The 23558-nt window shown below is 71.7% G+C and carries 20 protein-coding genes; 16 read left to right on the top strand and 4 right to left on the bottom strand.

Annotated features, from left to right (window positions below; genetic code table 11):
- Window positions 1-215 precede the first annotated feature (215 nt).
- Window positions 216-2705, top strand: coding sequence for a bifunctional (p)ppGpp synthetase/guanosine-3',5'-bis(diphosphate) 3'-pyrophosphohydrolase (locus ABZ404_RS22115; protein WP_358831885.1), 2490 nt, complete (start codon window positions 216-218; stop codon window positions 2703-2705).
- Between the two features lie 83 nt (window positions 2706-2788).
- On the opposite strand, the gene ABZ404_RS22110 is transcribed toward ABZ404_RS22115, so the two are convergent.
- Together ABZ404_RS22110 and ABZ404_RS22105 are read right to left on the bottom strand one after the other, a co-directional pair.
- Complete coding sequence (locus tag ABZ404_RS22110) at window positions 2789-4018, bottom strand: DUF349 domain-containing protein (RefSeq protein ID WP_358831886.1); 1230 nt, start codon at window positions 4016-4018, stop codon at window positions 2789-2791.
- A 175-nt stretch (window positions 4019-4193) separates the two neighbouring features.
- The gene (locus ABZ404_RS22105) at window positions 4194-4982 is read right to left on the bottom strand and encodes a peptidylprolyl isomerase (protein ID WP_358831887.1); all 789 of its coding nucleotides are present in this window, start codon (window positions 4980-4982) and stop codon (window positions 4194-4196) included.
- Between the two features lie 149 nt (window positions 4983-5131).
- On the opposite strand from ABZ404_RS22105, the gene ABZ404_RS22100 reads away from it, so the two are divergent.
- The 4 genes from ABZ404_RS22100 to ABZ404_RS22085 all read left to right on the top strand — a co-directional run bounded on the left by ABZ404_RS22100 (window position 5132) and on the right by ABZ404_RS22085 (window position 9400).
- Window positions 5132-5842 carry an MBL fold metallo-hydrolase gene (locus tag ABZ404_RS22100; RefSeq protein ID WP_358831888.1) on the top strand — a complete coding sequence of 237 codons (711 nt, stop codon included), beginning with the start codon at window positions 5132-5134 and terminating at the stop codon, window positions 5840-5842.
- Between the two features lie 14 nt (window positions 5843-5856).
- A complete protein-coding gene (hisS, locus tag ABZ404_RS22095; protein ID WP_358831889.1) occupies window positions 5857-7119 on the top strand; it encodes a histidine--tRNA ligase in 1263 nt (420 codons plus the stop codon).
- 192 nt (window positions 7120-7311) lie between these two features.
- Window positions 7312-7944, top strand: coding sequence for a vitamin K epoxide reductase family protein (locus tag ABZ404_RS22090; protein ID WP_358831890.1), 633 nt, complete (start codon window positions 7312-7314; stop codon window positions 7942-7944).
- 103 nt (window positions 7945-8047) lie between these two features.
- Window positions 8048-9400: a replication-associated recombination protein A gene (locus ABZ404_RS22085; protein ID WP_358831891.1), complete on the top strand. Its 1353-nt coding sequence runs from the start codon at window positions 8048-8050 to the stop codon at window positions 9398-9400.
- Between the two features lie 123 nt (window positions 9401-9523).
- Here ABZ404_RS22085 and ABZ404_RS22080 read toward each other — a convergent pair whose 3' ends face one another.
- Window positions 9524-10222, bottom strand: a complete 699-nt coding sequence (locus tag ABZ404_RS22080) for a DUF2470 domain-containing protein (RefSeq protein WP_358831916.1) — start codon at window positions 10220-10222, stop codon at window positions 9524-9526.
- Window positions 10223-10465: 243 nt separating this feature from the next.
- Between ABZ404_RS22080 and rpsD the strand changes: the two genes are divergently transcribed.
- Entirely contained in the window at window positions 10466-11080 is a 615-nt protein-coding gene (gene rpsD / locus ABZ404_RS22075; protein ID WP_101392271.1) for a 30S ribosomal protein S4, read from the top strand.
- A 14-nt stretch (window positions 11081-11094) separates the two neighbouring features.
- On the opposite strand, the gene ABZ404_RS22070 is transcribed toward rpsD, so the two are convergent.
- The gene (locus ABZ404_RS22070; protein ID WP_358831892.1) at window positions 11095-13254 is read right to left on the bottom strand and encodes an AAA family ATPase; all 2160 of its coding nucleotides are present in this window, start codon (window positions 13252-13254) and stop codon (window positions 11095-11097) included.
- 160 nt (window positions 13255-13414) lie between these two features.
- Between ABZ404_RS22070 and ABZ404_RS22065 the strand changes: the two genes are divergently transcribed.
- From ABZ404_RS22065 to aroQ, 10 genes are all read left to right on the top strand, one after another.
- Window positions 13415-13837, top strand: a complete 423-nt coding sequence (locus tag ABZ404_RS22065) for a DUF948 domain-containing protein (protein WP_358831893.1) — start codon at window positions 13415-13417, stop codon at window positions 13835-13837.
- A 7-nt stretch (window positions 13838-13844) separates the two neighbouring features.
- A complete protein-coding gene (locus tag ABZ404_RS22060; RefSeq protein WP_358831894.1) occupies window positions 13845-14186 on the top strand; it encodes a DUF6167 family protein in 342 nt (113 codons plus the stop codon).
- The gene (alaS, locus tag ABZ404_RS22055; protein ID WP_358831895.1) at window positions 14186-16855 is read left to right on the top strand and encodes an alanine--tRNA ligase; all 2670 of its coding nucleotides are present in this window, start codon (window positions 14186-14188) and stop codon (window positions 16853-16855) included. The genes ABZ404_RS22060 and alaS overlap by 1 nt, the downstream gene beginning before the upstream one ends.
- On the top strand, window positions 16855-17319 hold the full coding sequence (gene ruvX, locus ABZ404_RS22050; RefSeq protein WP_358831896.1) for a Holliday junction resolvase RuvX: 465 nt from the start codon (window positions 16855-16857) through the stop codon (window positions 17317-17319). Before alaS ends, ruvX begins: the two co-directional genes overlap by 1 nt.
- 101 nt (window positions 17320-17420) lie before the next feature.
- Window positions 17421-19181, top strand: a complete 1761-nt coding sequence (gene mltG, locus ABZ404_RS22045; RefSeq protein WP_358831897.1) for an endolytic transglycosylase MltG — start codon at window positions 17421-17423, stop codon at window positions 19179-19181.
- On the top strand, window positions 19178-20023 hold the full coding sequence (locus ABZ404_RS22040) for a shikimate dehydrogenase (protein ID WP_358990712.1): 846 nt from the start codon (window positions 19178-19180) through the stop codon (window positions 20021-20023). The genes mltG and ABZ404_RS22040 overlap by 4 nt, the downstream gene beginning before the upstream one ends.
- A 194-nt stretch (window positions 20024-20217) precedes the next feature.
- Window positions 20218-21402: a chorismate synthase gene (gene aroC, locus ABZ404_RS22035; RefSeq protein ID WP_358837612.1), complete on the top strand. Its 1185-nt coding sequence runs from the start codon at window positions 20218-20220 to the stop codon at window positions 21400-21402.
- Window positions 21399-21917 (top strand): shikimate kinase, encoded by a 519-nt coding sequence (locus tag ABZ404_RS22030; protein WP_358837611.1) that lies wholly within the window; start codon window positions 21399-21401, stop codon window positions 21915-21917. The genes aroC and ABZ404_RS22030 overlap by 4 nt, the downstream gene beginning before the upstream one ends.
- Entirely contained in the window at window positions 21914-23008 is a 1095-nt protein-coding gene (gene aroB / locus ABZ404_RS22025) for a 3-dehydroquinate synthase (RefSeq protein WP_358837610.1), read from the top strand. The genes ABZ404_RS22030 and aroB overlap by 4 nt, the downstream gene beginning before the upstream one ends.
- Window positions 23005-23457 carry a type II 3-dehydroquinate dehydratase gene (aroQ, locus tag ABZ404_RS22020; protein WP_358837609.1) on the top strand — a complete coding sequence of 151 codons (453 nt, stop codon included), beginning with the start codon at window positions 23005-23007 and terminating at the stop codon, window positions 23455-23457. The genes aroB and aroQ overlap by 4 nt, the downstream gene beginning before the upstream one ends.
- Window positions 23458-23558: the final 101 nt, after the last annotated feature.

Here is a 23558-nt window from a genome sequence, read left to right as displayed (position 1 = left end):
TGCCCGGTGAGGGCCGGTCGGGCAAGCCGAACCGGCCGCCCGCCCCGCCCCGGGACCGGAGGTCCTCCCCAAGGGCGCGGCGGCCCGGCTACAGCCGGTCACACCCGCCCGACACGAACCGGCCGCCCAGGATCGATACCATGGGGTTCCGGGCCTGACCGGGGGACCCGGACCCTCCCCCAGACCCCGTCCGGGGGGACCCCAGAGGAGCGCTCTTGCCAGACGAGGCCCAGCCACTCTCCGCCGAGCGGCCCGACCAGCAGGCCGAGCAGCCCACGGCGGCCCCCGCCGCGCCCCAGCAGCCCGCGGCGGAGCCCGAGCCGGCCACCCCGCAGACGCCCCAGCGGCCCCGCGCGGCGGCCCCGGCGCCCAAGGCCACGCCCCCCGCGAGCCCCCCGGCCCGCTCCGGCGGCGGCTCCTCCAACCGCGTCCGCGCCCGGCTCGCCCGCCTCGGTGTGCAGCGCACCTCCACGTACAACCCGGTCCTCGAACCGCTGCTGCGGATAGTGCGCGGCAACGACCCGAAGATCGAGAGCGCCACGCTGCGCCAGGTCGAGACGGCCTACCAGGTCGCCGAGCGCTGGCACCGCGGCCAGAAGCGCAAGAGCGGCGACCCGTACATCACGCACCCGCTCGCCGTCACCACCATCCTGGCCGAGCTGGGCATGGACCCGGCGACCCTGATGGCCGGGCTGCTCCACGACACGGTCGAGGACACCGAGTACGGCCTGGACACCCTGCGCCGCGACTTCGGCGACCAGGTGGCCCTGCTCGTCGACGGCGTCACCAAGCTCGACCGGGTCCAGTTCGGCGACGCGGCGCAGGCCGAGACCGTACGCAAGATGGTCGTCGCCATGGCCAAGGACCCGCGCGTCCTGGTCATCAAGCTCGCCGACCGCCTGCACAACATGCGCACCATGCGCTACCTCAAGCGGGAGAAGCAGGAGAAGAAGGCCCGCGAGACCCTGGAGATCTACGCTCCGCTCGCCCACCGCCTGGGCATGAACACCATCAAGTGGGAGCTGGAGGACCTCGCCTTCGCGATCCTCTACCCCAAGATGTACGACGAGATCGTCCGGCTGGTGGCCGAGCGGGCGCCCAAGCGCGACGAGTACCTCGCCATAGTGACCGACGAGGTCCAGTCCGACCTGCGCGCCGCCCGCATCAAGGCGACCGTCACCGGCCGCCCCAAGCACTACTACAGCGTCTACCAGAAGATGATCGTCCGCGGCCGTGACTTCGCGGAGATCTACGACCTGGTGGGCATCCGCGTCCTGGTGGACACCGTCCGCGACTGCTACGCGGCGCTGGGCACGGTCCACGCCCGCTGGAACCCGGTTCCGGGGCGGTTCAAGGACTACATCGCGATGCCCAAGTTCAACATGTACCAGTCGCTGCACACCACGGTCATCGGCCCCAACGGCAAGCCCGTCGAGCTCCAGATCCGCACGTTCGACATGCACCGCCGCGCCGAGTACGGCATCGCCGCGCACTGGAAGTACAAGCAGGAGGCCGTCGCCGGCGCCTCCAAGGTGCGCACCGACGTGCCGAAGAAGGCCGGCAAGGACGACCACATCAACGACATGGCTTGGCTGCGCCAGCTGCTCGACTGGCAGAAGGAGACCGAGGACCCCAGCGAGTTCCTGGAGTCCCTGCGCTTCGACCTGTCGCGCAACGAGGTCTTCGTCTTCACCCCCAAGGGCGATGTCATAGCGCTCCCGGCGGGTGCCACGCCCGTCGACTTCGCGTACGCGGTCCACACCGAGGTCGGCCACCGGACCATAGGCGCACGCGTCAACGGCCGGCTCGTACCGCTGGAATCGACGCTGGACAACGGCGACCTGGTGGAGGTCTTCACCTCCAAGGCGGCCGGCGCCGGGCCCTCGCGCGACTGGCTGGGCTTCGTCAAGTCGCCGCGCGCCCGCAACAAGATCCGCGGCTGGTTCTCCAAGGAGCGCCGCGACGAGGCGATCGAGCAGGGCAAGGACGCCATCGCGCGCGCCATGCGCAAGCAGAACCTGCCGATCCAGCGGATCCTCACCGGCGACTCGCTGGTCACCCTCGCCCACGAGATGCGCTACCCCGACATCTCCTCGCTGTACGCGGCGATCGGCGAGGGCCATGTGGCGGCCCAGGGCGTCGTCCAGAAACTGGTGCAGGCGCTCGGCGGCGAGGAAGCGGCCAACGAGGACATCGCCGAGTCGGCGCCGCCCTCGCGCGGACGCAGCAAGCGCCGGGCCAACGCCGACCCGGGCGTGGTGGTCAAGGGCGTCGACGATGTGTGGGTCAAGCTGGCCCGCTGCTGTACGCCCGTCCCCGGCGACCCGATCATCGGCTTCGTCACCCGCGGCAGCGGTGTCTCGGTGCACCGGGCGGACTGCGTCAACGTCGACTCGCTCTCGCAGCAGCCGGAGCGGATCCTCGAAGTCGAGTGGGCGCCCACCCAGTCGTCGGTCTTCCTGGTCGCCATCCAGGTCGAGGCGCTGGACCGCTCCCGGCTCCTGTCGGACGTCACCCGCGTCCTGTCCGACCAGCACGTCAACATCCTGTCAGCGGCCGTCCAGACGTCCCGCGACCGGGTGGCCACCTCACGCTTCACCTTCGAGATGGGCGACCCCAAGCACCTCGGCCACGTCCTGAAGGCCGTGCGAGGGGTGGAGGGCGTGTACGACGTGTACCGGGTGACGTCGGCCCGCCGGCCGTAACCCCCCGGAGCACAACGCCGAGGGCCCGGCCGTGTCACCACGGCCGGGCCCTCGTTCGTGCGTGCCGGAGGCCGCGCGGCGCGTCAGCCGCCGAACTCCTCCAGACCCTTCAGGGCCTGGTCGAGCAGGGCCTGGCGGCCCTCCAGCTCCTTGGCGAGCTTGTCGGCCCTGGCGTTGTTGCCGGCCGCGCGCGCCGCGTCGATCTGGCCGCGCAGCTTGTCGACGGCGGCCTGGAGCTGGCCCGTCAGACCCGCGGCACGCGCGCGTGCCTCCGGGTTGGTGCGGCGCCACTCGGACTCCTCCGCCTCCTTGAGGGCCCGCTCCACCGCGTGCATCCGGCCCTCGACCTTGGGACGCGCGTCGCGCGGCACGTGGCCGATGGCCTCCCAGCGCTCGTTGATGCCGCGGAAGGCCGCGCGGGCCGCCTTCAGATCGGTCACCGGGACGAGCTTCTCGGCCTCGACGGCCAGCTCCTCCTTGAGCTTGAGGTTCTCGGTCTGCTCGGCGTCACGCTCCGCGAAGACCTCGCCGCGCGCGGCGAAGAAGACGTCCTGGGCGCCGCGGAAGCGGTTCCACAGCTCATCCTCGGCCTCGCGCTGGGCGCGGCCCGCCGCCTTCCAGTCCGCCATCAGCTCGCGGTAGCGGGCCGCCGTGGTGGCCCAGTCCGTGGACGAGGAGAGCGACTCGGCCTCGACGACCAGCTTCTCCTTGGCCTTGCGGGCCTCCTCGCGCTGGGCGTCCAGCGAGGCGAAGTGCGCCTTGCGGCGCTTGGAGAACGCCGAGCGCGCGTGCGAGAAGCGGTGCCACAGCTCGTCGTCGGACTTCCGGTCGAGCCGGGGCAGGCCCTTCCAGGTGTCCACGAGCGCCCGCAGCCGCTCACCGGCCGAGCGCCACTGCTCGCTCTGCGCCAGCTCCTCGGCCTCGGCGACCAGCGCCTCCTTGGCGTGCTTGGCCTCGTCGGTCTGCTTGGCCTTCTGGGCCTTGCGCTCCTCGCGCCGCGACTCGACGGTCTCGACCAGCTTGTCGAGCCGCTTGCGCAGCGCGTCGAGGTCACCCACCGCGTGGTGCTCGTCCACCTGCGTGCGCAGGTGGTCGATCGCCGCCTGGGCGTCCTTCGCCGACAGGTCGGTGGTCCTCACCCGCCGCTCGAGGAGGCCGATCTCGACAACCAGGCCCTCGTATTTGCGCTCGAAGTAGGCCAGGGCCTCCTCGGGAGTCCCCGCCTGCCACGATCCGACGACGACTTCGCCCTCGGCTGTACGCACATACACGGTGCCCGTCTCATCGACGCGGCCCCACGGGTCGCTGCTCACAGCGCCTCCTCCACATGATGCCCACACGAGGGGTCCGGCCCTCACGGCATCGTCCACAGTTTCCGGGACGGGCCTCGCCCGTCCTCCACAGCGCGTTCGTCACCGCGCTGCACAACGCCAATCTAGGCGACCGGCCGCCCGGCTGTCCGCACTCAGCGCGGCCGAATTCCGCGGGTCAGTCCTTGTTGACGGCGGCCTTCGTGATGGTGACGGCCGTCTTGGGCGCACCGTCCCCGGCACCTCCCGCCACACCCGCCTTCGCGACCTCCTGGACGGCCTTGAGCCCGGCGGCGTCCATCGTGCCGAACGGCGTGTAGGTGGGCGGCAGTTTGGTCTCCTTGTAGACCAGGAAGAACTGGCTGCCGCCGGTGTGCGGCTGGCCGGTGTTGGCCATCGCGACGGTGCCCGCCGGGTAGGTGACCGTCCCCTCCGCGCCCGCCTTGCCCAGGGCCGTCAGGTTCTCGTCCGGAAGCGTGTAGCCGGGGCCGCCGGTGCCGTCGCCCTTGGGGTCGCCGCACTGGAGGACGAAGATCCCCTGCGTGGTCAGCCGGTGACACTTCGTGTTGTCGAAGTAACCCTTGTCGGCGAGGGACTTGAACGAGTTGACCGTGTGCGGCGTCTTCGCCGCCGCCATCGTGAACGCGATGTCGCCCGCGCTGGTCTTCAGCGACATCGTGTACGAGGCCTTCTGGTCGATCGCCATCTTCGGCTCCGGGGCCGAGTCCTTGCTCGCCGGGGGCGTCGGCGTCGCGGAGGGGGAGGCGGCGTCCGACTTCTTGTCGTCGTCGCCGTCGAAGGCTCCCGTGGCGAAGGCCGCCCCGCCCGCCGCGACGACCACCGCGAGGGTGGCCGCGATGACGGTGTTGCGGCGCTTGGCCTTGCGCCGGGCCTCCTCACGGCGACGCTGCTGACGCTCGAACTTCTCCCGGGCGAGCTGGCGCCGGCGCTGATCGCTGCTGACCACCGGTGGTCTCCTTGTGCGGTGTAGTGGCGTACGGACGCGTGTACGCGCGGACTGTGCCCGTACCGTATATGGGTTCGCTGTGACAGGAGCAGCGCCGGTAGGCTCTGAACAGCCGCAATCACCCGCCGTACGAGAAACTGAGGACGATCGTGCTCATTGCCGGGTTCCCCGCCGGGGCCTGGGGGACCAACTGCTACCTGGTCGCCCCCGCCGCCGGCGAGGAGTGCGTGATCATCGACCCGGGCCACCAGGCCGCCCAGGGAGTCGAGGACGCACTGAGGAAGCATCGGCTCAGGCCCGTCGCCGTCGTCCTCACCCACGGCCACATCGACCACTGCGCCTCGGTCGTCCCGGTCTGCGGCGCCCATGACGTTCCCGCCTGGATCCACCCCTCGGACCGGTACATGATGAGCGACCCGGAGAAGGCCCTCGGCCGCTCCTTCGGCGCGCAGATCATGGGCGAGCTGACCATCGGCGAACCGGACGACGTCAAGGAGCTGACGGACGGCGCCAAGCTGGAGCTCGCCGGGATGGAGCTCACCGTGTCGCACGCGCCCGGCCATACCAAGGGGTCGGTGACGTTCGGGCTGCCCGAGGCGGAGGACATCCCTCCGATCCTGTTCTCGGGCGACCTGCTCTTCGCCGGCTCCGTCGGACGCACCGACCTGCCCGGCGGCAGCCACGCCGAGCTCCTCGAGTCGCTGGGCCGCGTGTGCCTGCCGCTCGACGACTCGACCGTGGTGCTGTCCGGCCACGGCTCCCAGACCACCATCGGCCAGGAGCGCGCCACCAACCCGTATCTGCGGCAGGTGGCCGCCGGCCCGGGAGAGGGCATCGCCTCTCCCCGACGAGGAATGTGACGAGAAGCTTCCCCATGAGTACCTTCCAGGCTCCCAAGGGCACCTACGACCTGCTCCCGCCCGACTCGGCCCGCTTCCTCGCGGTGCGCGAGGCCATCGCGGCGCCCCTGAAGCGGTCGGGCTACGGCTACATCGAGACCCCCGGCTTCGAGAACGTCGAGCTGTTCGCGCGCGGTGTCGGTGAGTCCACCGACATCGTGACCAAGGAGATGTACGCCTTCGAGACCAAGGGCGGCGACCGCCTCGCCCTGCGCCCCGAGGGCACCGCCTCCGTGCTGCGCGCGGCCCTTGAGGCCAATCTGCACAAGGCCGGAAATCTGCCCGTCAAGCTCTGGTACTCGGGCTCGTACTACCGCTACGAGCGCCCCCAGAAGGGCCGCTACCGCCACTTCTCGCAGGTCGGCGCCGAGGCGATCGGCGCGGAGGACCCGGCGCTCGACGCCGAGCTGATCATCCTGGCGAACGACGCCTACCGCTCGCTCGGCCTGCGCCACTTCCGCATCCTGCTGAACTCGCTGGGCGACCAGGAGTGCCGTCCCGTCTACCGGGCCGCCCTCCAGGACTTCCTGCGCGGCCTCGACCTCGACGAGGACACCCTGCGCCGGGCCGAGATCAACCCGCTGCGCGTCCTCGACGACAAGCGGGACGCGGTCCAGAAGCAGCTGGCGGGGGCGCCGCTGCTGCGCGACTACCTGTGCGACGCGTGCAAGGCGTACCACGAGGAGGTCCGCGAGCTCCTGACCGCCGAGGGCGTGGCGTACGAGGACGACGCCCGGCTGGTGCGCGGCCTCGACTACTACACCCGCACCACCTTCGAGTTCGTCCACGACGGTCTGGGCTCGCAGTCCGCGGTCGGCGGCGGCGGCCGCTACGACGGCCTCTCCGAGATGATCGGCGGCCCCGCGCTGCCGTCGGTGGGCTGGGCGCTGGGCGTGGACCGCACGGTCCTGGCCCTGGAGGCCGAGGGCGTCACCCTCGACATCCCCTCCGCCACCAGCGTGTTCGCGGTGCCGCTCGGCGAGGAGGCACGGCGGGTGCTGTTCCGGGTGGTCACCGAGCTGCGCAGGTCCGGGGTGGCGGCCGACTTCAGCTTCGGCGGCAAGGGCCTCAAGGGCGCCATGAAGAACGCCAACCGCTCCGGTGCCCGCCTCACCCTGGTCGCGGGCGAGCGGGACCTGGCCGAGGGCGTGGTCCAGCTCAAGGACATGGAGTCCGGCGACCAGGTGGCGGTCCCTCTCGCGGACGCCGTCGAGGCCGTGCGCGCGCGCCTGGTCTGACGGCCGCGTCAACTCGGTACGTACGGCGTCGTCCTGATGGATGACGCCGGTGGCGAAGTGCCAAGTCCGGTCCCCGCGGGCCGGACTCGGCACCGCCGCCGCCGTCGTCCTTATCCGCATCGAACGGTGGCCGGGCCATGGATTGCGGCACAATGGCCCTGCCCAGCAGCCACGGAATGACGGAACGGCGATATGACCACAACAGTTGACGACGTCTCCTTTGGCCAGGAGCAGGTGAGCACCGAGGGCACCGTCGGGGCCGGCCGCGCGTTCGCGTGGCTCCTGGTGATCACGGGCGCCGCCGGACTGCTCGCGGCCTGGGTCATTACGCTCGACAAGTTCAAGCTGCTGGAGGACCCGAACTTCACCCCGGGATGCAGCCTCAACCCGGTGGTCTCCTGCGGCAACATCATGAAGAGCGACCAGGCCTCGGCGTTCGGCTTCCCGAACCCGATGCTGGGGCTCGTGGCGTACGGGATCGTCATCGCGGTCGGCATGAGCCTGCTGGCGGGCGCCCGCTTCCGGCGCTGGTACTGGCTGACCCTCAACGCCGGCACGCTCTTCGGCGTCGGATTCTGCGCCTGGCTGCAGTTCCAGTCGCTGTACCGGATCAACGCGCTGTGCCTGTGGTGCTGCCTGGCCTGGGTCGCCACGATCCTCATGTTCTGGTACGTGACCTCGCACAACATCCGCCGCGGCCTGCTGCCGGCGCCGGGCTGGTTGAAGTCGTTCCTGTCGGAGTTCACCTGGGTGCTGCCGGTGGTGCACGTCGGGATCATCGGCATGCTGATCCTGACCCGCTGGTGGGACTTCTGGACCAGCTGACGCGACGGGCTTGGGTGGCCCCTGTTCACGGCCCTACAGGGCCTGAGCAGGGGTTTTCGCCGTCCTGACGGCATTGTCAGTGGGGTGGCATAGGGTTCTTGACGTGGAGCCCGACCTGTTCACCGCAGCCGCAGAGGACCGCCAGGAGAAAGACCCGGCGGGCAGCCCTCTGGCCGTCCGGATGCGCCCGCGCGTCCTCGACGAAGTCGTGGGCCAGCAGCATCTGCTGAAGCCCGGCTCACCGCTGCGCCGCCTGGTGGGGGAGGGGAGCGGCGGTCCCGCCGGGCCCTCCTCCGTGATCCTCTGGGGCCCGCCCGGCACCGGCAAGACGACCCTGGCGTACGTGGTGTCGAAGGCGACCAACAAGCGGTTCGTCGAGCTCTCCGCGATCACCGCGGGCGTCAAGGAAGTGCGGGCCGTGATCGACGGGGCCCGCCGGGCCATCGGCGGCTTCGGCAAGGAGACCGTCCTCTTCCTCGACGAGATCCACCGCTTCTCCAAGGCCCAGCAGGACTCGCTGCTCCCGGCGGTGGAGAACCGCTGGGTCACGCTGATCGCGGCCACCACCGAGAACCCGTACTTCTCGGTGATCTCCCCGCTGCTCTCCCGCTCCCTGCTGCTCACCCTGGAGCCGCTCACCGACGACGACCTGCGCGCCCTGCTGCGCCGGGCGGTCGCGGAGGAGCGCGGTCTCGGGGGCGCGGTGACGCTGGCCGAGGACGCGGAGGCGCATCTGCTGCGGATCGCGGGCGGTGACGCGCGGCGCGCGCTGACCGCCCTGGAGGCGGCGGCGGGTTCGGCCCTGGCCCAGGAGGAGCGGGAGGTCACGCTCCGGACGGTCGAGGAGACGGTCGACCGGGCGGCCGTGAAGTACGACAAGGACGGCGACCAGCACTACGACGTGGCGAGCGCCCTGATCAAGTCGATCCGCGGCTCGGACGTGGACGCGGCGCTGCACTACCTGGCGCGGATGATCGAGGCCGGCGAGGACCCGCGGTTCATCGCCCGACGGCTGATGATCTCCGCGAGCGAGGACATCGGCCTCGCGGACCCGACGGCGCTGCCGACGGCCGTCGCCGCCGCCCAGGCGGTCGCCATGATCGGCTTCCCCGAGGCGGCCCTCACCCTCAGCCACGCCACCATCGCCCTGGCCCTGGCCCCCAAGTCGAACGCGGCGACGACCGCGATCGCCGCCGCGATGGAGGACGTGCGCAAGGGCCTGGCCGGTCCGGTCCCGCCGCATCTGCGCGACGGCCACTACAAGGGCGCGGCCAAGCTCGGCCACGCCCAGGGGTACGTGTACCCGCACGACGTGCCGGGCGCGATCGCCGCCCAGCAGTACGCACCGGACGCGGTCGCCGACAAGCGCTACTACGAGCCCACGCGCTACGGCGCGGAGGCGCGGTACGCGGACGTGGTGGAGAAGGTCCGCGAGCGGCTGGGCCGGAGCGAGTAGGACCCCGCCCGCCCTGGCACCCCGCCCCGGGCGCTCCCGCCTCGGCACCCCGCCCCGGGCGCTCCCGCACTCGGCGCCCCGCTCCCGGCGCCCCTCGGCCGGCCGGTCCGAGGCCGTGGCCCCTCAGTCCGCCGCCGCCTCGAAGAGCCGTCGCATGGCCCGGCGCAGCTGGCCGAGGCCGGTCACCGGCTCCGGGAACTCGAACCGCGCGTCGAAGCAGCGCCCGTCGGTGTCCCGGAACCGCACCCGCAGCCCGAACCGGTCGAGCGCCAGCGGCGTGACCGAGGCCGTGCCCCGGTCCCCGCCGGGTCCGAGCCGGGCCACCAGACCGCACAGCGAGCGCACCTGCTCGCCGTGGTGGGCGTGGAGGTGCTGGAGCAGCTCGCTCTCGTCCCGGACCAGCGGATCGGGCTCGGCGGCGGCGAACGCCTCGGGCTCCACCGCGCTCGCGCCCCACAGATCGTCCACGTACGCCTCGTTCACCTCCAGGCGCAGCGTCATGCTGCCGGGCGGCGCGAGGCCGGGGACGCGGGTGAGCCAGCCGGTGATCCAGGCGCGTCCCCGGATACGGTGGGGGACGGAGACCGGCGCCACATCGGTGATCTCCAGCACGGCGGACAGCTCGTCGTCCTGGGCGTGCGTCGCGGCCCGTACGGCGGGGGAGTCGGCGGGGAAGAGCAGGAACAGATCGCCCTCGGGACCGACGTTGCGCAGCCGGGGCATCAGCTGCTCCGGGCGGGCCGCTTCGAGGCCGGTCGGGAGGAGCACCGACGAGCAGGTACTATGTACGAGAGTTCGTGTGCGCTCGGCTGCTGACGGCATCCGCGCGATTTCATGTCCGCTGGGACGCGGCTGACCACGATCTGATCGGACCTCCGTCACGTGACCGGTGGCATGCTGCGCACCGGTACCGGCCCCGTTCTGCGGGCCGGTGGAGCCGGCCCCTTCTGCGGGTGCGGCCTTCTTCGTGCTGTCCGTGACGTGACTGGTGTTCCCCGGACGAGACATACGATCTCCTTGAGTAAGGTGAGCCTAACCTAACCCAACCATGGAGGTTTGGAGAACGTGCCTAACCAGTCGCGTCCCAAGGTCAAGAAGTCCCGTGCGCTCGGTATCGCGCTGACGCCGAAGGCCGTCAAGTACTTCGAGGCCCGTCCGTACCCGCCGGGCGAGCACGGCCGTGGCCGCAAGCAGAACTCGGACTACAAGGTCCGTCTGCTCGAGAAGCAGCGTCTGCGCGCCCAGTACGACATCTCTGAGCGTCAGATGGCGCGTGCCTACGACCGCGCCAAGAAGGCCGAGGGCAAGACGGGCGAGGCGCTGGTCGTCGAGCTCGAGCGCCGCCTCGACGCCCTGGTCCTGCGTTCGGGCATCGCCCGCACCATCTACCAGGCCCGCCAGATGGTCGTTCACGGCCACATCGAGGTCAACGGTGGCAAGGTCGACAAGCCGTCGTTCCGTGTCCGTCCGGACGACGTCATCACCGTGCGCGAGCGCAGCCGTGAGAAGCACCCCTTCCAGGTGGCCCGCGAGGGTGGCTACGCCGGCGAGGGCGAGACCCCGCGCTACCTCCAGGTGAACCTGAAGGCCCTGGCCTTCCGCCTGGACCGTGACCCGAACCGCAAGGAAATCCCGGTCATCTGCGACGAGCAGCTCGTCGTCGAGTACTACGCCCGCTGATCCGGGTGCGGTAGTCAGCGCTCCGCGCTGCGGCCCGCCGTCTCCCCGCTCCGTACGGAGCGAGGGGCGGCGGGCTCTCGCGTTCTCGGGGCCGCCTGCTCGCGGGCCGCGGGCACCTCGGGGGCGCTCCCGTCCGCGCCCGCCAGCGCCCGGGCCACCGCCGCGTCCGGACCGAGCCCGCGGCCCCGGCGCCGGAACGTCTCGTACGCCGCCCCGCCCAGGCGCTCCCGGGCCCGCCGCTCGCACAGCACATGGGCCGCGTTGAAGCACTCCGAGCCGAACAGCGGCAGCCCCACCGACGGCCAGATCCCCTCGGCCGCCCCCTGGAGCACGGCCGCCTCCGCCGGATCGCCGCCGTCCACCGCGACCAGCGCCATCAGCTCCAGCGCCAGCACCGTCCCCAGCAGGTCGTGGAAGGCGTGGTCGATCTCCAGGCACTCGGCCAGCAGGGTCCGCGCCCGCTCCAGGTCCTCGCCGTGCCAGGCCGCGTACCCGAGGACGTACAGCGCGTACGCCCTGGCCCAGCGCTCCCCGTGGTTCTCGCAGACCTCCACCACCTGCTCGCACATCACCACGGCCTCGCGCAGCTGCCCGCGGAAGGCCACCGCCATCGCCAGCTCGACCCGCGCCATCAGGACGTTGCTGTTGAGCTCGCCGATCTCCTCGTACTGCGCGAGCGCCGCCCGCAGCAGCTCCTCCGCCCTCGGCATGTCGTCCGAGACCAGCGCCAGACAGCCCGTGCGGTGCACCGCGTACGCGCGCGCCACCAGGTCGCCGGTGCGCTCGGCCTCCTCGCGGCACTCGTGCAGGGCCGCGATCGCCGCCGCCGTGTCGCCGCGCAGCACCGAGACGTAGCCGAACACCCACAGCGCCTTGAGCCGGGCGCCGTCGTGGTCGCCGCCCTCGGCTTCCAGGACCAGTGCCAGCCAGTGCGCGCCCTCCGCCAGCCGCCCGCAGCCCACCCAGCAGAACCAGAGCGTGGCCGCCAGGTACTGGGCCAGCCGGGTGTCCCGCCCGCAGTCGAGCGAGTGGTCCATCGCGGCCCGCAGATTGGGCAGATCCGCCTCCACCCGCACCGCGACCTCCGCCTGGCGCGGGCTGAACCAGTCCAGCTCGCACCAGGTGGCGAGCCCCAGGTACCAGTCGCGGTGACGCCGGCGCAGCCGCTCGGCGTCCCCGGTCGCCGCCAGCCAGTCGGCGCCGTACTCCCGTACGGTGTCGAGCATCCGGTAGCGCACCCCCGCCGGGCCGTCCTCGCGCACCACCAGCGAGTGCTCCAGGAGGTCCTGGAGCACGTCGAGCACGGACTCGGGCGGCAGGTCCGGGCCGACGCAGATGTACTCGACGGCCTCCAGGTCGAACGGCCCCGCGAACACCGAGAGCCGCGCCCACAGCAGCCGCTGCGCCGGGGTGCACAGCTCATGGCTCCAGCCGATCGTGGTGCGCAGGGTCTGGTGGCGCGCGGGCACCCCGCGCCCGCCGCCGGTCAGCAGCCGGAACCGGTCGTCCAGGCGGCGCAGCACCTGCTCCACCGAGAGCGCGCCCAGCCGTCCGGCCGCCAGCTCCAGCGCCAGCGGGATGCCGTCGAGCCTGCGGCACAGCTCCAGGGCGGTCGCGGCCGGCCCGTCGGCGAGGGTGAAGCCGGGGCGGACTGCGGCGGCCCGGTCGGCGAAGAGCTCCACCGCGTCCTCGTCGTCCAGCGGCGCCAGTGGCAGCAGCCGTTCCCCGGCCAGCCGCAGCGGCAGCCGCCCGGCGGCGAGCACCCGCAGCCCGGGGCAGTCCCGCAGCAGCGCGCCGACCAGCTCCGCGCAGGCCTCCACGACCTGCTCGAAACCGTCCAGGACCAGCAGCAGGGTGCGCTCGGCGAGGTGGTCGAGGAGGATGCGGCGCGGCGGGCGGCTGGTGTGGTCGGTGAGGCCGAGCGCCTCCACCACCGCGTGGTCGAGCAGGTCCGGGTCGGTGAGCGTGGACAGGTCCGCGGGCCGGACCCCGTCGCAGTAGCGTTCCTGCGCGGCCGCGGTGGACGCGGCGCGCAGCGCCAGCCGGGTCTTGCCGACACCGCCGACCCCGACCACGGTGACCAGCCGCGCCTCGGCCAGCAGCCCGTGCAGCGCGGCCAGTTCACGTTCTCGCCCGACGAAGCGGTTCAGCTCTGAGGGCACAGGGGAGCGCATGGGACACGCAGAGTACTCAAGGGTGAGCGCTGCGTACAAGCGGGTGATGGGACTCCGCTCGCGCGCGCTCCGAATGCGGTAGGGGGCAAGACCCTCGGCGCGATAGGGTCGGGAGACAACTTTTCTTGTCCGACGGTCGATGCGCAGGGAGCGGTGCGAAGTGTCCGGTGGAGAGGTGGCCGGGATCCTGGTGGCCGTCTTCTGGGCGATCCTGGTGTCCTTCCTCGCCGTAGTCCTCGTACGGCTGGCCCAGACGCTGAAGGCGACGACCAAGCTGGTGGCCGAGGTGACCGAGCAGGCCGTCCCGCTGCTCGCGGACGCCTCGACGGCCGTGCGCTCGGCGCAGACCCAGCTGGACCGGGTCGACGCGATCGCCTCGGACGTCCAGGAGGTCACCTCCAACGCCTCGGCGCTCTCCACCACGGTCGCCTCGACGTTCGGCGGCCCGCTGGTGAAGGTCGCGGCCTTCGGCTACGGGGTGCGCCGGGCCATCGGACGGAAAACCGGGCCCGCCGAGCCGCCTCGTACGGTGATCGTCGGGCGGACTCTGCCGTCCGCGCGGCGGAGGAAGCGAAAGGGCTGAGGCTGCGATGTTCCGCCGTACGTTCTGGTTCACCGCGGGCGCCGCGGCCGGTGTGTGGGCCACCACCAAGGTCAACCGGAAGCTGAAGCAGCTGACCCCCGAGTCGCTGGCCGCGCGCACCGCCGACAAGGCGATCGAGGCGGGCCACCGGCTCAAGGACTTCGCGCTCGACGTGAAGGCGGGCATGGCGCAGCGCGAGTCCGAACTCAACGACGCGCTGGGCCTGAACGCCTCCAACGTGCGCGAACTCCCGGCGCAGCGCCGCCTCGCGGCCATCGACCAACCCAACCAGCAGAACCCGAAGATCTCCTACAAGAAGATCTCGTACAACCGGAATGAGGACCACTGATGGAGTCGGCTGAAATCCGCCGCCGCTGGCTGAGCTTCTTCGAGGAGCGCGGTCACACCGTCGTCCCTTCGGCGTCGCTCATCGCGGACGACCCGACTCTGCTCCTGGTCAACGCGGGCATGGTGCCGTTCAAGCCGTACTTCCTGGGTGAGACCAAGCCGCCCGCCCCGCGCGCCACCAGCGTGCAGAAGTGCGTGCGTACGCCGGACATCGAAGAGGTCGGCAAGACCACCCGGCACGGCACGTTCTTCCAGATGTGCGGCAACTTCTCCTTCGGCGACTACTTCAAGGAAGGCGCCATCCAGTACGCCTGGGAGCTGCTCACCAGCCCCGTGGCCGACGGCGGTTTCGGCCTGGAGCCGGAGAAGCTCTGGATCACGGTCTACCTCGACGACGACGAGGCCGAGCAGATCTGGCGCGAGAAGATCGGCGTCCCGGCCGAGCGCATCCAGCGCCTGGGCAAGAAGGACAACTTCTGGTCCATGGGCGTCCCCGGCCCCTGCGGTCCCTGCTCCGAGATCAACTACGACCGCGGCCCCGAGTTCGGCGTCGAGGGCGGCCCGGCCGTCAACGACGAGCGGTACGTGGAGATCTGGAACCTGGTCTTCATGCAGTACGAGCGGGGCGCCGGCGAGGGCAAGGAGGACTTCCCGATCCTCGGCGACCTGCCGTCGAAGAACATCGACACGGGTCTCGGCCTCGAACGCCTCGCCATGATCCTCCAGGGCGTACAGAACATGTACGAGACCGACACCCTGCGCGTGGTCATGGACAAGGCCACCGAGCTGACCGGTGTGCGCTACGGCGACCAGCACACCACCGACGTCTCCATGCGAGTGGTGGCCGACCACATCCGTACGTCCGTGATGCTCATCGGCGACGGGGTCACCCCCGGCAACGAGGGCCGCGGCTATGTGCTGCGCCGCATCATGCGCCGCGCCATCCGCAACATGCGCCTGATGGGCGCCACCGGCCCGGTCGTCCAGGAGCTCATCGACGTCGTGATCGACACGATGGGGCAGCAGTACCCGGAGCTGATCACCGACCGCAAGCGCATCGAGACGGTCGCGCTCGCCGAGGAGGCCGCCTTCCTCAAGGCCCTCAAGGGCGGCACCAACATCCTGGACACCGCCGTCACCGAGACCAAGGCCGGCGGCGGCACGGTCCTCGCCGGTGAGAAGGCGTTCCTGCTCCACGACACGTGGGGCTTCCCGATCGACCTCACCCTGGAGATGGCCGCCGAGCAGGGTCTCTCGGTGGACGAGGACGGCTTCCGCCGTCTGATGAAGGAGCAGCGCGAGCGGGCCAAGGCCGACGCCAGGGCCAAGAAGACCGGCCACGCCGACCTGTCCGCCTACCGTGAGGTGGCCGACGGCTCCGGCGAGACCGACTTCACCGGCTACACGCTCACCGAGAACGAGTCGAGGATCGTCGGCCTGCTCGTCGACGGCGTGCCCTCGCCCGCCGCCTCCGAGGGCGACGAGGTCGAGGTCGTCCTCGACCGCACCCCCTTCTACGCCGAGGGCGGCGGCCAGCAGGCCGACCAGGGCCGCATCAGGCTCGACAGCGGCGCGGTCATCGAGGTCCGCGACGTGCAGAAGCCGGTCCCCGGCGTCCACGTCCACAAGGGCGTCGTCCAGGTCGGCGAGGTCACCGTCGGCGCCTCGGCCTACGCCGTCATCGACACCCGGCGTCGGCGCGCCATCGCCCGCGCCCACTCCGCCACGCACCTCACCCACCAGGCCCTGCGCGACGCGCTCGGCCCGACGGCCGCCCAGGCCGGCTCGGAGAACTCCCCGGGCCGCTTCCGCTTCGACTTCGGCTCGCCCAACGCCGTCCCCGGCACGGTCATGACCGACGTCGAGCAGAAGATCAACGAGGTGCTCGCCCGCGAGCTGGACGTCCAGGCCGAGGTCATGTCGATCGACGAGGCCAAGAAGCAGGGCGCCATCGCCGAGTTCGGCGAGAAGTACGGCGAACGCGTCCGCGTCGTCACCATCGGGGACTTCTCCAAGGAGCTCTGCGGCGGCACGCACGTCCACAACACCGCCCAGCTGGGCCTGGTGAAGCTGCTCGGCGAGTCGTCCATCGGCTCCGGCGTGCGCCGTATCGAGGCTCTGGTCGGCGTGGACGCCTACCACTTCCTCGCCCGCGAGCACACGGTCGTCGCCCAGCTCCAGGAGCTGGTCAAGGGCCGTCCCGAGGAGCTTCCCGAGAAGATCTCCGCCATGCTCGGCAAGCTGAAGGACGCCGAGAAGGAGATCGAGAAGTTCCGCGCGGAGAAGGTGCTCCAGGCCGCCGCCGGGCTCGCCGAGAGCGCCAAGGACGTCCGGGGTGTCGCCCTGGTCACCGGCCGGGTGCCGGACGGCACCTCCGCCGACGACCTGCGCAAGCTCGTCCTCGACGTGCGCGGCCGCATCCCCGGCGACCGCCCGGCGGTCGTGGCCCTGTTCACCACGGCCAACGGCCGTCCCGTGACGGTCATCGCCACCAACGAGGCCGCCCGTGAGCGCGGTCTCAAGGCCGGTGAGCTGGTGCGTACCGCCGCCAAGACCCTCGGTGGCGGCGGTGGCGGCAAGCCGGACGTCGCCCAGGGCGGCGGCCAGAACCCGGACGCGGTCGGCGACGCCATCGACGCCGTCGAGCGCCAGGTCGGCGAGACCGTCTGATGCGACGCGGACGACGTCTCGCGATCGACGTCGGGGACGCCCGGATCGGGGTCGCCTCGTGCGACCCCGACGGGGTCCTCGCCACGCCGGTGGAGACCGTGCCGGGACGTGATGTCCCGGCCGCCCACCGGCGGTTGCGTCAACTCGTCGAGGAGTACGAGCCCATCGAGGTCGTCATGGGGCTGCCTCGCTCCCTCAGCGGGGGCGAGGGGCCGGCGGCCGTCAAGGTGCGCAAGTTCGCCCAGGAACTGGCGAAGGGCATCGCTCCGGTGCCGGTCCGGCTGGTCGACGAGCGTATGACGACGGTCACCGCCACCCAGGGGCTGCGCGCCTCCGGGGTGAAGGCCAAAAAGGGCAGGTCGGTCATCGACCAGGCCGCCGCGGTGATCATTCTCCAGACCGCGCTTGAGGCCGAACGGGTGTCAGGACGCCCGCCGGGCGAGGGCGTCGAAGTGGTTATCTGATCGCGATACGGTAACGTTCCGCGCGATGCGGCGACATTCGAACAGCAGCCGCACAGCAAAAGAGGCGGACCGTCCGGATGCCTCGCGGCTCTAGGGGACCGATGACTGAGTATGGCCGGGGCGCAGGCTCCGAACCGTGGCATCCCGAGGATCCCCTCTACGGGGACCAGGGGTGGGGCGCGCAGCAGACCGCGCCCGGTCAGACTCCGTACGGCGACCAGCAGGGTGGGCAGCAGTACGCCCAGCAGCAGCACGAGCAGCAGCATCCGGAGCAGCAACAGCACCAGCAGCACCAGCAGCATCCTCAGCACGACCAGCACCAGCAGCACCCTCACCAGCAGTACGCGCAGCAGCCGCAGGAGTCCTACGGGCAGCAGCCGCAGTACGGCGAGCAGCCCCAGCAGGGCTACCCGCAGGAGCAGCAGTACGCCCAGCAGGCGCAGTACCACGCGGGATGGGACACCGGCCAGCAGGCCGCCATGCCCTACGCGGGCCAGCAGCCCGAGGGCTACCCCGCCTACGGCACCGAGACCCAGGACTACTACGGCACGCCCGAGGCGTACCCGCCGCCGCAGCCCCCGGGCCGGCGGCGGACGGTGCCCGAGCAGGCGCCCGAGTGGAACCCCGAGGAGCAGGAGCCGGAGGAGGAGAACCACCCCTTCTTCAGTGACGGCGACGGCGACGGCGGCCGGCGCGGGTCAGAATCCGACGAGGACGACGACGAGCCGCGCTCCCGGCGCGGCGGCGCGGGCCGTGACCGCCGGGGCAAGAGCAAGAAGAAGAAGGGCAAGAGCGGGCGCGCCTGCCTGGTGCTCGTGGTCGTCTTCTCGCTCGGCGTGGGCGGCGCGGGCTACTTCGGCTACCAGTTCTGGCAGAAGAAGTTCGGCGCGGCCCCCGACTACGTGGGAACCGGCTCCACCCCCGTCCAGGTGGAGATCCCGCCGGGCGCCGGCGGGTACGAGATCGGCAGCATCCTGGCCAAGGCCGGCGTGGTCAAGAGCCAGGGCGCATTCGTCTCCGCGCAGAACGAGAACCCCAAGGGCAAGACCCTCCAGGCCGGCGTCTACACCCTGAACAAGGGGATGTCGGCGGCCAACGCGGTCGCGGCCATGCTCAACCCGGCCAGCCGCAACAACCTCATCATTCCCGAGGGCAAACGCAACGCCTGGGTCTACGAGCAGATCGACAAGCGCCTCGAACTCAAGGCGGGCACGACCAAGGACGTCGCCAAGAGCCAGGCGAAGAAGCTCGGCCTGCCCGACTGGGCGAACGACAACAAGGACATCCAGGACCCGCTGGAGGGCTTCCTCTACCCGGCCAGCTACCCGGTCGCCAAGGGCACCAAGCCCGAGGACGTGCTGCGCAAGATGGTCGCGCGCGCCAACACCGAGTACGGCAAGGTCGACCTGAAGGGCATGGCGTCCAAGCTCGGCCTGAAGTCGCCGCTCCAGCTCATCACGGTCGCCAGCCTCGTCCAGGCGGAAGGCAAGTACAAGCACGACTTCGACAAGGTCGCGCGGGTCGTCTACAACCGCCTCAAGCCCAACAACACCGAGACCTACGGCCTGCTCGACTTCGACTCCACGGTCAACTACGCCAAGAGCCAGTCGACCCTGGACATCGGCGCCGTCAAGCACCTGCGGGACTTCAAGCACCCCTACAACACGTACTACATCCACGGCCTGCCGCCCGGCCCCATCGGCAACCCCGGTGAGTCCGCGCTGCACTCGGCGCTCAACCCGACGCCCGGCCCGTGGTACTACTTCGTCTCCGTCACCGAGAACAACACGCTGTTCGCGGTCACCAACGAAGAGCACGAGCAGAACCGCAGGAAGTACGAAGAGGAGAAATCCGGCCAGTGAGCTCCACGAGCCAGGAGAGCGGTGCGCGACGGGCGGCCGTACTGGGATCGCCCATCGCGCACTCGCTCTCCCCGGTGCTGCACCGTGCCGCCTACCGGGAACTCGGCCTCACCCACTGGTCCTACGACCGCTTCGAGGTGGACGAGGCCGCCCTGCCCGGCTTCCTCGCCGGACTCGACCGGTCCTGGGCCGGGTTCTCGCTCACCATGCCGCTGAAGCGGGCCGTCATCCCGCTGCTCGACGGCATCAGCGCCACCGCCTCCTCGGTGGAGGCGGTCAACACCGTCGTCCTCACCGCCGACGGGCGCCGCTACGGCGACAACACCGACATCCCGGGCATGCTGGCCGCCCTGCGCGAGCGCGGGGTCGAGCGGGTCGGCTCGGCCGCCGTGCTCGGCGCGGGCGCCACCGCGTCCTCCGCGCTCGCCGCCCTCGCCCGCATCTGTACGGGGGAGGTCACCGCGTACGTGCGCAGCGCCGCCCGGGCCGAGGAGATGCGGGGCTGGGGCGAGCGGCTCGGGGTGGCCGTGCGCACCGCCGACTGGGCGGACGCGGCCGGGGCCTTCGAGGCGCCGCTGGTCGTCGCCACCACCCCGGCGGGCACCACCGACGCGCTCGCGGCGGCCGTGCCCGAGCGGCCCGGCACCCTCTTCGACGTCCTCTACGACCCCTGGCCCACCCCGCTGGCGGCCGCCTGGACCGGACGTGGGGGAGCGGTCGTGGGCGGTCTCGACCTCCTGGTGCACCAGGCGGTGCTCCAGGTGGAGCAGATGACCGGTGTGGTGAAGGCCCCCCTGGCGGTCATGCGCGAGGCGGGCGAGCGGGCCCTGGCGGCCCGCTGAGCCGTGCCCCCCGGGGGCCGCGGGGGTCCGCCGGGCCGGTCCTGGACGGCCCGTACCCCGGCCGGAGGGCCGTCCGCAGGCTGGACCGGTCCCGGCCCACCCTCGCGGACGTGGGAGGATCAGGGGTGGCGGGCCAGGGCCGCGCACCCGGCCGCGCTCGTATGACCAGGACGCGCGAGCAACGAGGAGCACCGTTGAGCAGGTTGCGCTGGCTGACCGCGGGGGAGTCGCACGGCCCCGCACTGGTGGCGACGCTGGAGGGCCTTCCGGCCGGCGTCCCGATCACCACGGAGATGGTGGCGGACCACCTGGCCCGGCGCCGCCTCGGCTATGGACGCGGCGCGCGGATGAAGTTCGAGCGCGACGAGGTCACCTTCCTCGGCGGCGTCCGCCACGGCCTGTCGATGGGCTCGCCCGTCGCGATCATGGTGGGGAACACCGAGTGGCCCAAGTGGGAGCAGGTCATGTCGGCCGATCCCGTGGACCCGCAGATCCTCGCCGACCTCGCCCGCAACGCGCCGCTGACGCGCCCCCGGCCGGGCCACGCGGACCTGGCGGGCATGCAGAAGTACGGCTTCGACGAGGCGCGTCCGATCCTGGAGCGCGCCAGCGCCCGGGAGACGGCGGCCCGGGTCGCCCTCGGCGCGGTCGCCCGCTCCTACCTGAAGGAGACGGCCGGTATCGAGGTCGTCTCGCACGTGGTCGAACTTGCGTCCGCGAAGGCTCCGTACGGCGTCTACCCGACCCCGGCCGACGTCGAGAAGCTGGACGCCGACCCGGTGCGCTGCCTGGACGAGGGCGCGTCGAAGGCGATGGTCGCGGAGATCGACCAGGCCCACAAGGACGGCGACACCCTCGGCGGCGTGGTCGAGGTCCTGGCGTACGGCGTGCCGGTGGGCCTCGGCTCGCACGTGCACTGGGACCGGCGGCTGGACGCCCGCCTCGCCGCCGCCCTGATGGGCATCCAGGCGATCAAGGGCGTCGAGGTCGGTGACGGCTTCGACCTGGCCCGCGTCCCCGGCTCCCAGGCGCACGACGAGATCGTGCGCACCGCCGACGGCGTCAGGCGCACCTCGGGCCGCGCGGGCGGCACGGAGGGCGGTCTGACCACCGGCGAGCTGCTGCGCGTCCGCGCCGCCATGAAGCCGATCGCGACCGTGCCCCGCGCCCTGGCCACCATCGACGTGGCGACCGGCGAGGCCGCCAAGGCGCACCACCAGCGCTCGGACGTGTGCGCCGTGCCCGCCGCCGGCATCGTGGCCGAGGCCATGGTCGCGCTCGTCCTCGCGGACGCGGTGGCGGAGAAGTTCGGCGGCGACTCGGTCCCCGAGACCCGCCGCAACGTCCGGTCCTACCTCGACAACCTCCAGATCCGGTGAGCACCGGTCCGCTGGTCGTCCTGGTCGGACCGATGGGCTCCGGCAAGTCCACCGTGGGCACGCTGCTCGCCGGGCGGCTCGGCGCGCCCTACCGGGACACCGACGCCGACATCGTGGCCGCCCAGGGCCGCCCGATCGCCGACATCTTCGTCGACGAGGGCGAGCCGCACTTCCGCGAGCTGGAGCGGGAGGCGGTGCGCGCCGCCCTCGCCGAGCACACCGGTGTGCTCGCCCTCGGCGGCGGCGCCGTTTTGGACGCGTCCACGCGCGCGCTGCTGACCGGTCTGCCGGTCGTCTATCTGTCGATGGACGTCGAGGAGGCGGTGAAGCGGGTCGGCCTCAACACCGCCCGCCCGCTCCTCGCCGTCAACCCGCGCCGCCAGTGGCGCGAGCTGATGGAGGCCCGCCGCCATCTGTACACCGAAGTCGCCCGGGTTGTCGTCGAGACCGACGCCCGTACCCCCGAAGAGGTCGCCCAGGCGGTCCTCGACGCACTGGAGCTGAAATCCGCATGAGCGAGCAGGCACCCACCCGGATCCACGTCGGCGCCACCGCCGGGACGGACCCGTACGACGTGCTCGTCGGCCGCAACCTCCTCGCCGAACTGGGCGCGCTGATCGGCCCCGCGGCCCGCAAGGTCGCCGTCATCCACCCGGAGGCGCTGGCCGGCACCGGCGACGCCATCCGCGAGGACCTGGCCGCGCAGGGCTACGAGGCCATCGCCATCCAGGTGCCCAACGCCGAGGAGGCCAAGACCTACGAGGTCGCCGCCTACTGCTGGAAGGCGCTCGGCCAGTCCGGCTTCACCCGGACCGACGCCGTCGTCGGCGTCGGCGGCGGCGCCACCACCGACCTCGCCGGCTTCGTCGCGGCGACCTGGCTGCGCGGGGTGCGCTGGATCTCGGTCCCGACCACCGTGCTCGGCATGGTCGACGCCGCCGTGGGCGGCAAGACCGGCATCAACACCGCCGAGGGCAAGAACCTGGTGGGCGCGTTCCACCCGCCCGTGGGCGTCCTGTGCGACCTCGCCGCGCTCGACTCGCTGCCGGTCCACGACTTCGTCTCCGGCATGGCCGAGGTCATCAAGGCCGGGTTCATCTCCGACCCGGTCATCCTCGACCTGATCGAGGCCGACCCGGCGGGGGCCCGCACCCCCGAGGGCCCCCACACGGCCGAGCTGATCGAGCGCGCGATCCGGGTGAAGGCCGCGGTCGTCTCCAGCGACCTCAAGGAGTCGGGGCTGCGCGAGATCCTCAACTACGGGCACACCCTCGCGCACGCCATCGAGAAGAACGAGCGCTACAAGTGGCGCCACGGCGCCGCCGTCTCCGTCGGCATGGTCTTCGCGGCCGAGCTGGGCCGGCTCGCCGGGCGACTCGACGACGCCACCGCCGACCGGCACCGCTCCATCCTGGAGTCGGTGGGCCTGCCGCTCACCTACCGCGGCGACCAGTGGCCCAAGCTGGTCGAGAACATGAAGCTGGACAAGAAGTCCCGGGGCAACCTGCTGCGCTTCATCGTCCTGGACGGCCTCGCCAAGCCGACCGTCCTGGAGGGCCCCGACCCGGCGGTGCTGCTCGCCGCCTACGGCGAGGTGTCCTCGTGAGCCGCCGCGTCCTGGTGCTGAACGGCCCTAACCTGGGCCGCCTCGGCTCGCGCGAGCCGGACGTGTACGGGGCGACGACGTACGCGGGTCTCGTCGAGGTCTGCGAGAGCCTCGGCCAGGAGCTCGGGCTCGACGTGGAGGTCCGCGAGACCAACGACGAGGGCGACATGATCCGCTGGCTGCACGAGGCGGCCGACGGAAAGATTCCGGTCGTTCTCAACCCGGGCGCGTTCACCCACTATTCGTACGGAATGCGGGACGCGGCCGCCCAGCGCACCGCCCCGCTCATCGAGGTGCACATCTCGAACCCGTACACCCGTGAGGAGTTCCGCCACACCTCCGTGGTGGCGGCCGTGGCCAGCGGCACCGTCGCGGGCTTCGGGATCGGCTCCTACCGTCTGGCGCTGCGCGCGCTCGCCGACGAACTCTCCGGCGAACTCGGCGGCTGACCGGGCACCTTCGCCACGCCCCGGCCGTTCACACTGCGACGGCCGGGGAAGGTACGGTTCTGGACCGGACGCCCGACGGGCGTCGGACCAGCGCCAGTTGC

It is taken from the genome of Streptomyces sp. NPDC005878 (assembly GCF_040629815.1).
GTDB lineage: Bacteria > Actinomycetota > Actinomycetes > Streptomycetales > Streptomycetaceae > Streptomyces.
The sequence above is the reverse complement of the archived record's forward strand: the minus strand, read 5'-3'. Positions and strand labels throughout refer to the sequence as shown.

Coding starts and splice junctions, on each gene's coding strand:
- mltG (WP_358831897.1), top strand. CDS start 17,421: ATGACTGAGTATGGCCGGGGCGCAGGCTCCGAACCGTGGCATCCCGAG.
- ABZ404_RS22090 (WP_358831890.1), top strand. CDS start 7,312: ATGACCACAACAGTTGACGACGTCTCCTTTGGCCAGGAGCAGGTGAGC.
- alaS (WP_358831895.1), top strand. CDS start 14,186: ATGGAGTCGGCTGAAATCCGCCGCCGCTGGCTGAGCTTCTTCGAGGAG.
- hisS (WP_358831889.1), top strand. CDS start 5,857: ATGAGTACCTTCCAGGCTCCCAAGGGCACCTACGACCTGCTCCCGCCC.
- ABZ404_RS22060 (WP_358831894.1), top strand. CDS start 13,845: ATGTTCCGCCGTACGTTCTGGTTCACCGCGGGCGCCGCGGCCGGTGTG.
- ruvX (WP_358831896.1), top strand. CDS start 16,855: ATGCGACGCGGACGACGTCTCGCGATCGACGTCGGGGACGCCCGGATC.
- aroB (WP_358837610.1), top strand. CDS start 21,914: ATGAGCGAGCAGGCACCCACCCGGATCCACGTCGGCGCCACCGCCGGG.
- ABZ404_RS22080 (WP_358831916.1), bottom strand. CDS start 10,222: ATGCCGTCAGCAGCCGAGCGCACACGAACTCTCGTACATAGTACCTGC.
- ABZ404_RS22070 (WP_358831892.1), bottom strand. CDS start 13,254: ATGCGCTCCCCTGTGCCCTCAGAGCTGAACCGCTTCGTCGGGCGAGAA.